Here is an 11425-nt window from a genome sequence, read left to right as displayed (position 1 = left end):
GCTCCCGAAGTTCGTCATGAGTACGCTCCGGCCTGGATCGCGTACAGCTCGGCGTAGGGGGGACAGCGCCGGACCAGCTCGTCATGGGTGCCGGCGGCCATGATCCGGCCGCCTTCCAGGTACACGACGAGGTCGGCGAGGCGGGCGGTGGTCAGTCGGTGCGAGACGATCACCGTCACGGTGCCGTACCGCGCCGCGAGGTCACCGCCGTTGCCGACGATCCGGTCGAACAGCGCCGCCTCCGCGTCCGGGTCGAGCGCCGCGGACGGCTCGTCGAAGACCCGCAGCACCGGCGCGGGCCGCAGGTGCCCCCGGGCGGCGGCCAGCCGCTGCCACTGCCCGCCGGAGAGTCGTACCGTCCCGGGCTCGTCGGTGTCGCCGAGCGGTGCGGCGAGCCCGCGCGGGTCCCGCTCCACCAGGCCGCCGGCCGAACAGCTGTCCAGGGCGGCCCGCACGGCCGACTCGTCGTCGATCCGCGTCAGGTCGCCCACGCCCACGTTCTCCCGCAGCGACAGGCGGTAACGCGCGTAGTCCTGGAACGCGCCGGTGGCCGCCCCGAGCAGCCGGCCCGGGGCCATCCGTGCCAGGTCGTGGCCGTCCACCAGGATCGAGCCGGTGGTCGGCCGGTAGAGGCCCAGCAGCAGGTTGAGCAGGGTGGACTTGCCGGCGCCGTTCTCGCCGACCAGAACGACGACCGACCCTGCCGGCAGGAACAGGTCGGCCTGGCTGAGCGCGTCCTTCGGGTGGCGCGGATACCGGAAGGAGACGCCGGTCAGCCGGATGCCGTCGGTCAGCCGGCGCAGCGGGGGCGTCGCTTCCCCGGTCGCCGCCGGCACGTCGTCGGCGCCGAGCCCGGCGAGCACCCGTAGCTGCCGCTGCGCGGTGGCGGCGGCGCCGAGCATCCAGCCGTACGCGTCGTAGACGTCGGCGATGGCCTTCATCAGCAGCAGCGCGAGCAGGACCACGAGCACCAGGTCCGCCGCGCCGGGGCGGGGCACGGGCCAGCCGACCACCAACGCGACCAGCGGCAGGGCGTACCCGACGCCGAAGATCGACCAGCCGGCGACGTTGAGCCAGAACGCCTGCCACCGGGCCTTGCGTTCCACCCACTGCGCCGCGCGCAGCGCCGTGTCGTGCAGCCCGACCATCCGGTGCCCCGGGTCGAACACGGCGCTCTCGTGCACGCCACGTTCGGAGAGCAGGATGTCGAACAGCGCCCCGGCACGTCGCCGCTCGGCGGCGGCCCGCTCCGCGCCGCCCTGGGTGATCCCCTCGGCACGGGACGCGGCCCAGACCGCGGCGACCGCGGCGACCGGCAGCAGGAGCAGGGCGGGATTCACCGTCAGCAACGCGACCACGAGGGTGACCAGCCGCAGGCCGCTCTCCAGGCACTGGAACACGACCATCGAGCTGGTGCCGACGCGGCCCCGTTCCCGGCGCAGGATCTGCAGGTCGTCGAGGAACTCGGGAGACGCGAAGTGGTCGATCTGCGGGCGCCCACCCACTGCGGTCAGCGTCTCGACGTCGACGGTCTGCCGCGCGCGTTCCGCCATCGCGGCCTGCCAGAGGAACGCGAACACGTGCGCGACCAGCGCGACGGTCAGCACCGCGGCGGCCGCGGCCGAGCGCCACACCACCCGGTCGGTGTCGCCGGCGCCCATCGCCACCACCGCGTCGCGCACCAGCAGCGCGACCAGCACCGCGCCGATCGCGTCCAGCACGGTCACCACGAGCAGCGCGGCGCAGAGACCGGGCGCCGCCCGCAGCGGGAGCGCCAGCAGGTACCGCAGGCCGGCGGTCCGGGTCATCGCCCACCTGCCATCGTGATCTCGTCGGCGGAGACGGACCCGTCGCCGGCCTCGTACCGTTGCGCCTGGAGCCGGTAGGCGGAGGCGTACCAGCCGTCGGCGGCGAGCAGTTCGTGGTGGTCGCCCTCCTCGACGACCCGGCCGTCCGCCACCACCACGATGTGCCGTGCCAGCCGGACGGCGGCGAAGCGGTGCGAGACGAGGACCACGGTGCAGCCACGCAACGCCGCCAGCAGGTTCTGGAAGATCTCCATCTCGCTGCGCGGGTCGAGGCTGGCCGTCGGCTCGTCCAGCAGGACCAGGCGGGCGCCGTCCCGGGCCGCGTACAACGCCCGCGCCAGCGCGATGCGTTGCCACTGGCCGCCGGAGAGTTCGGCGCCCCCCTCCTGCCCGGGGGCCAGCAGCGTGTCGGTGCCCCGCGGCAGCCCTTCGACCAGGGTGGCGGCGCCCGCGGCGCGCAGCGCCCGGTCCAGTTCGCGGGGGTCGGCGGTGCCGGCCACGGCCACGTTGTCGGCCACCGACAACGGGTAGCGCACGAAGTCCTGCCGGACCACCGCCAGCCGGGTACGCCACTCGGCCGGGTCGAGCAGCGCCAGGTCCACCCCGTCCACCCGGATCCGCCCGGACCGTGGCGTCTCGAACGCCTGCAACAGCCGCAGCAGGGTCGTCTTGCCGGCGCCGTTGGCGCCGACGATGGCGGTCACCTCGCCGGCGGGGATGCGGAGGCTGAGCCCGTCCAGCACCGGCTGTTCCCGCCCCGGGTAGCTGAACGTGACGTCGTCGATCGTGACTCCGGGCGGGCGGACGGCCGGCCCGGTGCCGCCGGCCGGGGTGCTCGGGGCCGGCGCGGCGGGGCGGTCCGCCGCGGCGGCCGCAGCGGTGACCAGCGCGGGCACGCCGTTGATCACGGCGTAGTCGGCCCCGCCGAAGCCGGTGAACCCGCGCGCCATGAGCAGCGCCTGCACCAGCAGGACGAACCGCTCCACGGTCACCTGACCCTGTCCGGCGGCGACGGCCAACGAGACCAGCACGGTCGCCACCGCAGCGGCGACGAGAAGGGTGGACGAGAGGGCGGAGCGCAGCATCCGGCGACGTCGGGGCCGCACCGCGCCGAGCAGTACGCGCCATTCCCGGCGCAGTTCGGCGAGCACGAAGGACTGCAGGCCGAACAGTCGCCACTCCTTGGCGGTGCCGGGGGTGAGGGCGAGGTCGACCAGGTAGCCGACCCGGGCCAGCGACGACCGCTCGTCGATGGTGGAGCTGACCGCGATCATGAACATCTTCCGGTTCTGTCGCCGGCTCCACAGGTGGGTCACCAGGATCAGCAGCGGCGCCCACCAGGCGAAGAGCGCCAGCAGCCCCATGGCGGCCACCGCCGACAGCAGCCGGACGCTGATCGAGGCGAGGCTGATGAAGACGGTCTCCGGCGAGTAGCCGCCGTTGACGAAGGCCGACAGCTCCGCCTGACCGGGCCGGTCCCCGTCCTCCCGCGTCGGTCCCACCGCGCGGATCATCTGGTGCCGCAGGGCGGCTTCCACGTTCGCGCCCACGTCGGCGGCGACCGAGCTCGCGGCCACGGTCAGCGCCTCGCCGACGACCACCACGACGCCGAGCGACACGGCGGCGACCAGCAGCGCGCCGGTCTCACCGGCCGCCGCGATCAGCCGCACCGAGGCGATCATGCTGGCCGTGGTCATCGCGGCGGCCAGCAGGACCAGCGCCAGGAGGGCGCCGGCCCGTCCGGGCACGACGGCGAACGTGTACCGCAGCAACAGCAGCAGCTCGGCGGTGTGCCGCCGCGCCGCGCCGCGCCGGTCACCCGCCACGGTGCTCTCCCGCCAACGTCCCCACCCCGGGCACCAGCCGTAGTTCCGCCGTGATCAGCCGGGCCACGGTCGACATCTGGTCGCGGTAGTAGAAGTGCCCGCCGGGCAGCACCACCGAGCGGAACGCCTTCGACGTCTGCTCGTTCCACCGCTCCAGCTCGGCGACCGGCACCCCGGGGTCGTCGTCCCCGCCGAGGGCGAGGATCGGCACCGGCAGCCGGTCGAAGGTCTTCTCGTAGCCGACGCACGCCGTCAGGTCGGCCCGCAACGCGCGGAGCGCGATCGAGGTGAGCTGCGGGTCGAGGAAGGCCGCCGGTTCGGTGCCGCCCAGACCGAGCAGCCAGGTCAACAGCTCGTCGTCGGGCAGCGCGGCGGTCGCCGCCGCCAGCCGCAGGTCCGGCACGGCGGCCCGGCCCGAGGCGATCATCAGACCGGGTGCGGGGTGCCCGTAACGGCACAGCCAGCTCGTCAGCTCGGCGGCCACCGTCGCACCCATGCTGTGGCCGAAGACCGCGAACGGCCGGTCGACGGCCGGCAGCACCGCCCGCGCCACCGTCGTGACGAGCAGGTCCATGTCGGTGACCGCCGGTCGGGACAGCAGGCTGCCCCGGCCGGGCAGTTCCACCGGCTGCACGTCGACCCAGGCCGGGAAGATGGCGCGCCAGTCCCGGTAGACCGTCGCGGAGCCGCCGCCGTGTGGCAGGCAGAACAGGGTCAGCGCGGCGTCCGGATCGCGCATCTCCAGGCACGGCAGGTACGGGTTGCGCCTCATCGGTTCTCCTCCTTCGCCCCGGCGGCGACGTCGAGGCGCTGGTACGGCGCCTGGACCGCGGCGTCGAGTGTGGTCAGCAGCGCGCGCACGACGCGGTCCACGTCCTCGGCGTCGAGCAGGTCGACCAGGTACTCCGCGCTGCCGCTGAGGCCGCCGTCGGGCTCGGAGGCGATGGTGACGGCGAGCGGGAACTTGGCCGTCCGCTTCTGCACCGGGTACGGCGACACCTCCAGCCCCGGCAGTTGGGGCAGCCTGGGGGCGGTGTCGTCGAACTGGAAGAACACGTCGATCGAGGGCAGCCCGTCGTGGCGGCCGTCGGTCGACTGCCGGAGTTCCTGCGCCACGCGTTCGAAGGGCAGGTCCTGGTGGGCGTACGCGCCCAGCGCCGTCTGCCGCACCCGCTCCAGCACCGTCCGGAAGGTCAACTCGCCCGACAGGTCGGTACGCAGCACCAGGGTGTTGATGAACGAGCCGATCATCGGCTCGATCTCGGGGCGGGTACGCCCGGAGACGGCGGTGCCGATGGCGATGTCGGTCTGCCCCGTCAACCGGGACAACACCACCTTGAACCCCGCCACCAACACCATGAACAACGTCACCCCCTGCGACGCCGCAAAACCCACCAACCGCTCCCGCAACTCCCCCGGCACCACAAACCGACGCGTCTGACCCGCCCCCGACAACACCACCGGACGAACCCGATCCGTCGGCAACTCCAACACCGACACACCCGCCAACCGCTCCCGCCAATACGCCAACTGCCCCGCCACCACATCCCCCCGCAACCACTCCCGCTGCCACACCGCAAAATCCCCATACTGCACCGCCAACGGCGCCAACACCTCACCCACACCCGCCACACCAAACGCCTCATACAACGCCAAAACCTCACCCACCAAAACCCCAGAAGACCACCCATCCGACGCAATATGATGCACCGTCAACAACAACACATGATCATCAACCGCCAACCGCACCAACTCACCACGCACCACCGGACCCGACGCCAAATCAAAAGGCTCCAACGCCTCCCGCGCCAACCAATCCGCCAACCACTCCCCCGCACCCACCTCCCCCGACACATCCCGCACACCCAACCGAAAACCCGCCCCCACAACCCGCTGCACCACCCGCCCATCCACCACCGGATAACACGTCCGCAACACCTCATGCCGCTCCACCACCGACGCCAACGCCCACTCCAACGCCTCCACCCGCAACACCCCACGAAAACGCACCGCATGCGGAATGTTGTAGACGCCGGCCTGCTGGCCCAGCTTCTCGGCCAGCCAGAGCCGCTCCTGGGTGAAGGAGAGGGGCAGGAACTCGTCGCGCAGCACGGGCAGCAACGGGATCGTGGTGGCGTCGCCGGCGGCGGCCTGGTCCACCAGCGCGGCCAGCTCCCGCAGCACCGGGGACTCGAACGCGTGCCGGATGCTCAGCTCCACGCCGAACTGCTCGTTGATGCTGTTGATCATGCTGGTGGCGAGCAGGGAGTGCCCACCGAGGACGAAGAAGTTGTCGGTGGCGGCGACCGCCGGGACACCGAGCAGCCGCTGCCACACCTCGGCCAGCGCCCGCTCGGCGGGGGTGCGGGGTGGTTCGTCGTGCCGGTCGGCGACCGGCCGGTCCAGGTCCGGGTCGGGTAGCGCCCGCCGGTCGAGCTTGCCCGCCGCGTTGATCGGCAGCCGGTCCAGCACCACGATCGCGCCGGGCACCATGTGGGTCGGCAGCCGGCGGCCGGCCTCGTCACGCAGCCGCAGGTAGAACTGCTGGCGAGAGTGGGTGAAGTCCGGCGAGGCGGCCTCCGGCTCCGCCACGGCGGCCGGCGCCTCGTAGCGCACCTCGACGCGCTGCCCGCTCAGGGCCGCGGGCAGGAACACCACGTCGTACTGCCCGCCCACCTCGCCCGGCGTCCAGGTGATCCGGACCTCCCGGCCCAGCTCCCGGCCGAGCGACGCGAGCTGCTCGGGGTCGAGGCCGCGCCCGAGCACGTCGCGCTCCGCCTCGGCGAGCACCTCGGTGACCAGCCGGTGCGGTGCGTCCGCACCGATCGCGTCGGCCAGCGCCCGTTCCCGCCACAGCCGGGCGTTGCCGACCGCGCGCCAGCCGGGCACGTCGGACTCCGCGGCCTGCCCGAGCAGGTCGGCGATGTCCGCGACCGTGACGCCGGGCGTCCAGTCCCGCCACAGTGGTACGACGCGGGCGTCCGGCTCGCCCCGGTACAGCAGGGCGTCGTGGCGGAACCGGACCATCTCGTTCTGCCCGGTGCCGCCGTGCACCCGGTGCTCGACCCACGCGACCGTCGGCACCTGCGCCCGCAGGTCGGTCAGGAACTCCGTCGGGACGAGCAGCTCGCGCTCGCGGGCGATCGCGCCGCGTACGCGGGCGGCCAGCGTGCCGACGCTCGCCTGGTCGTCGAGCCGGCTGGCCTCGATCCAGATGTGCGTCAGCGCCAGCAGCTGCGGGCTGCGCAGGTCGCCGAGGAAGACCGTGCCGGTGGGGTCGAGCCGGTCGAGCACGTCGACGAGGACGTCGCGCAGGTACTCCAGGTGCGGGAAGTACTGCACCACCGAGTTGAACACCGCGGTGTCGTACGTCTCGGCGCCGAGTTTCTCCAGGTCCCGGGCCTCCGCCTGGAGCACCCGCACCTCGCAGGGCGGCGGCGCGGCCGTCACGACCTCCTGGAGCTTGGCGACGGTGACCGGGGAGAAGTCCACCCCGACGTAGCTGTCCAGAACCTCGGCCAGTCCGAACAGGATGAGGCCGGTGCCGCTGCCGACCTCCAGCATCCGGCGCGGGCCGAGGTCCCGGATCCGCCGTACGGTGGCGTCGCGGTACTCCCGCATCTCGGCCTCGGGGATCGGCTGGAACGACGCCGAGTCGTTCCAGCCGGCGGTGTCGAGGGTGACGTCGAGGGCCGGCGCGGCCTGCTCGACGTCGAACACGTCCCGCCAGAGGGCGACGAGCTCGGCCGCGGCGTCGGTACGCGCGATGGCCTCCGGGCGGGGCACCACGTAGGCCACCAGCCGGTCCTCGCCGGTGGGGCCGGGGATCAGGTCCACCCGGGCGTCCGCCACCTCCGCGAGGTCGCGCAGCACCCCTTCGATCTCGCCCAGCTCGACCCGGAAGCCCCGGATCTTCACCTGGTCGTCGCGCCGGCCGTGGAACGCGATCGTGCCGTCCGGCCGGTACGCGCCGATGTCGCCGGTGCGGTAGAGCCGGGCCCCCGGGGTCGTCGCGTACGGGTCGGGGACGAAGACGTCGGCGGTCTGCCGCGGTCGGCGCAGGTAACCCCGGCCCACCGCCACCCCGCCGATGCAGATCTCGCCGCGCACCCCGGCCGGGACCAGGTTTCCGTCCGCGTCCAGGATCCGGATCGTCGTGTTCCACACCGGGCGGCCGATGGAGGGCGTCGCGTCGGGGAGGATGCGGGCGTACGTCGCGTCCACGGCGCACTCGGTGGGGCCGTAGACGTTCCAGACCGCCACCCGGGACTGCCCGGCCAGCCGGTGCCACAGGTCCTCGTCGATCTGCTCACCGGCCACGATGAGGGTCTCCAGCGCGCAGCCGGCGTCGAACAACCCGCTGGCCATCAGCTGGTTCACCTGCGTCGGGGAGCACTGGAACAGCTGCACCCGCCGCTCGTGCAGCAGGTCGACCAGCAGTTGCGGGTCGCGCCGCGTCATCGCGTCTGGCAGGAACATGGTCTCGCCCATGAGCAGCAGGCAGAGGTCCTCGATGAACGCGTCGGAGGTGAAGTCGGCGTTGAAGCAGCCCCGGCGGGCCGCCCCGGTCGCGTTGCGGTAGACGGTCCCGCTCAGCCACTCGGTCAGGTTCAGCAGCCCGGAGTGTTGCACCATCGCGCCCTTCGGCACGCCCGTGGAGCCCGAGGTGAACATGACGTACGCGAGGTGGTCGCCGCGCGGCCGGGTCGCCGGGGGCGTCGCGTCGCCCTCCGCCGGCCCCGGCACGTCCAGCACCTCGACCCCGTCGACGAGCCCGGCCAGCGGCGACGCGGTGGCCCGCACCACGGCGACGGGGCGTACCTCACCGAGCACCGTGGCGATCCGTGCCGGCGGGTCGTGCGGGTCGAGCAACGCGAAGGCGGCGCCGGCCTTGAGCACGCCCATGATGGCGACGAAGGCCTCCGGTCCGCGGTCGGCGTAGACCGCCACCTGCCGCTCGGGGCCGGCGCCGGCGGCGACGAGCGCGTTCGCCAACCGGTTGGCGCGCCGGTCGAGTTCCCGGTAGCCCAGCTCGACCTCGCCGACCACGACCGCCGGTTCGTCACCACGGCGGCCCACCGCCAGGTCGAACAGGTCCAGCGCGGTCCGCTCGGCGGCCGGCGCGACCGGCTCGGAGTTCCACCGCGTCAGCTGGGTGGCGATCTCCTCCGGGGAGAGCAGTTGCACGGTGGACAGCGGCCGGTCCGGTTCGCGGATCGCGATGTCGAGCACCCGCAGCAGGTGGTCGACGTAGCGGCCCACGGTGGCGTCGTCGAACAGTTCGGTGCTGTACTCGTACCAGCCGATGAGTTCGGGTTCCGACTCGGTGCCGGTCTCCCAGAACATCAGCCCCAGGTCCGACTTCGCGGTCCAGGTGTGCCGGTCCAGGATCTCGACGTCCAGGCCGGGGAGCTGGCGACGCGGGTAGGGCGCGTTCTGCAGCATGCAGTCGACGTTGAACAGCGGCACGGCCTGCCCGAGGTCGCGGGTCGGTTGCAGCTCCTGGACCACGCGTTCGAAGGGCAGGTCCTGGTGGGCGTACGCGCCCAGCGCCGTCTGCCGCACCCGCTCCAGCACCGCCCGGAACGTCTCCGCACCCGACAGGTCCGTCCGCAGCACCAACGTGTTGACGAAGAAACCGATCAGCGGTTCCAGCTCGGGCCGGTTGCGGTTGGCGATCTGGGTGCCGATGGCGATGTCGGTCTGCCCCGTCAACCGGGACAACACCACCTTGAACCCCGCCACCAACACCATGAACAACGTCACCCCCTGCGACGCCGCAAAACCCACCAACCGCTCCCGCAACTCCCCCGGCACCACAAACCGACGCGTCTGACCCGCCCCCGACAACACCACCGGACGAACCCGATCCGTCGGCAACTCCAACACCGACACACCCGCCAACCGCTCCCGCCAATACGCCAACTGCCCCGCCACCACATCCCCCCGCAACCACTCCCGCTGCCACACCGCAAAATCCCCATACTGCACCGCCAACGGCGCCAACACCTCACCCACACCCGCCACACCAAACGCCTCATACAACGCCAAAACCTCACCCACCAAAACCCCAGAAGACCACCCATCCGACGCAATATGATGCACCGTCAACAACAACACATGATCATCAACCGCCAACCGCACCAACTCACCACGCACCACCGGACCCGACGCCAAATCAAAAGGCTCCAACGCCTCCCGCGCCAACCAATCCGCCAACCACTCCCCCGCACCCACCTCCCCCGACACATCCCGCACACCCAACCGAAAACCCGCCCCCACAACCCGCTGCACCACCCGCCCATCCACCACCGGATAACACGTCCGCAACACCTCATGCCGCTCCACCACCGACGCCAACGCCCACTCCAACGCCTCCACCCGCAACACCCCACGAAAACGCACCGCATGCGGAATGTTGTAGGCGGCTGAGCCACCGGTGAGCTGATCCATCAGCCAGAGCCGCTCCTGCGCGAACGACGGCGGCAGGTCGTTGCCGGCCGACGCGTCACGGGGCCTGATCCGGTCCGGCGAGGTGAGCCCCTCGGCGTTGAGCAGCTCCTGCAGCAGCCGCCTGCGACGGGACGAGTTGTGCACGGGGTTTCCTTCCGGCGCTGGCGGCAGCTCAGGCGTACGAACGGTCGCTGACCGAACTGACGTTGACAAGGATCCGGCGGCCGGGCGACTGGCGTGCCTCGGCCACGACCGCGGCGAGCTGGTAGCCGGTCTCCAGGGCCACCCGCCGGCCCTCCGTACGCCGGAACAGCTCCGCCGCCTCGGCCGCCTGCTCGGTCGTGAAGGTCGCGGTACGCAGCAGTCCCTGCTCGTGGAAGTGGGCCACCGGGGCCGCGACGATGGTGGAGCCGAGACCACCGATGTACTCGTCGCCGAGCAGCCGGTCCAGCCCGTACGTCCGGAGTCGGGGGTAGTAGTCCTGGTCGTCGATGGAGTACTCGCCCAGCACGCCCTTGCTGACGATCGGGCACTGGTCGGACTCCGCGCAGAGCACCTCCGGCGCGGGACCGCCGTGCAGCGCGTCGGCGAGGTACGCGCCGGCGATGCCCAGCAGGTTGGCGCCGCCGCCGCAGCTGCCCACCACCACGTCGGGCTGCTCGTCGACCAGGTCGCGGCGGACCTCCGCCCCGGTCATCGTCTGCGGCAGGATGAAGTAGTTGTAGACGCTGCCGAAGATGTACCGTGCCGAGCTGATCTCCCGGGTGTAGCTCACGGCCCGGCTCGCCGAGAGCACCAGCGGGTCGTAGTGCTCGTCGTCGTCCGGCGCGACCACGATGACCTCGGCGCCGGCCGCACGCATCGCCTGCTCGCGGTCGGGGCGGGCCAGCGCGCTCGCCTCGTCGAGGAAGCACACCACCCGCAGCCCGAACCGCTGGCCGGCCATCGCCAGGGCGGTCCCCCAGTTGCCGGTGGTCTCCGTGGTGATGGTGGTGATGCCGTCCCGCGCGCAGTGGTACGCGATCCAGTAGGCGCTGTTCATCTTGTGGTTGCCCGACGGGGTGCTCCCCTCGTCCTTGACGAGGATCGAGCAGTCCGTGCCGATCGCCTCGGCGAAGCGGGTGGCGCGCAGGATCGGCGTCGGCCGGAACTCGGCGTAGATCTCGCGCAGCGGCTCCGGCACGGGAATGGTCAGCCGGTCGGAGAGCTCCATCTCGGCCAGCGACTCCGGCAGCACCTCGGCGAGGCGGGCGGCGGTGATCGGCTCCCGGCTGACCGGGTCGAGCACCCGCTCGGGGCAGGCGGAGTACAGGTTGATGAGTTCGGTCTCGGTCATGA

General features: G+C 72.2%; 5 protein-coding genes. All 5 read right to left on the bottom strand.

Going from position 1 to position 11425, the window contains the following annotated elements:
* Positions 1-14: 14 nt before the first annotated feature.
* Genes ACGFIG_RS25125 through ACGFIG_RS25105 form a run of 5 tightly spaced genes read right to left on the bottom strand, consistent with a single transcriptional unit; the run spans position 15 to position 11423 of the window.
* Positions 15-1808, bottom strand: coding sequence for an ATP-binding cassette domain-containing protein (locus tag ACGFIG_RS25125; protein ID WP_393006803.1), 1794 nt, complete (start codon positions 1806-1808; stop codon positions 15-17).
* Positions 1805-3634, bottom strand: a complete 1830-nt coding sequence (locus tag ACGFIG_RS25120; RefSeq protein ID WP_393006801.1) for an ATP-binding cassette domain-containing protein — start codon at positions 3632-3634, stop codon at positions 1805-1807. Before ACGFIG_RS25120 ends, ACGFIG_RS25125 begins: the two co-directional genes overlap by 4 nt.
* Positions 3624-4406 (bottom strand): thioesterase II family protein, encoded by a 783-nt coding sequence (locus ACGFIG_RS25115; protein ID WP_393006799.1) that lies wholly within the window; start codon positions 4404-4406, stop codon positions 3624-3626. Before ACGFIG_RS25115 ends, ACGFIG_RS25120 begins: the two co-directional genes overlap by 11 nt.
* Positions 4403-10231, bottom strand: a complete 5829-nt coding sequence (locus ACGFIG_RS25110) for an amino acid adenylation domain-containing protein (protein ID WP_393006797.1) — start codon at positions 10229-10231, stop codon at positions 4403-4405. Before ACGFIG_RS25110 ends, ACGFIG_RS25115 begins: the two co-directional genes overlap by 4 nt.
* Before the next feature lie 28 nt (positions 10232-10259).
* Entirely contained in the window at positions 10260-11423 is a 1164-nt protein-coding gene (locus ACGFIG_RS25105; protein WP_393006795.1) for a pyridoxal-phosphate dependent enzyme, read from the bottom strand.
* Between the last annotated feature and the right edge of the window lie 2 nt (positions 11424-11425).

The organism is Micromonospora sp. NPDC049048 (assembly GCF_043197615.1).
GTDB lineage: Bacteria > Actinomycetota > Actinomycetes > Mycobacteriales > Micromonosporaceae > Micromonospora.
This window is presented reverse-complemented; position numbering and strand designations above follow the sequence as displayed.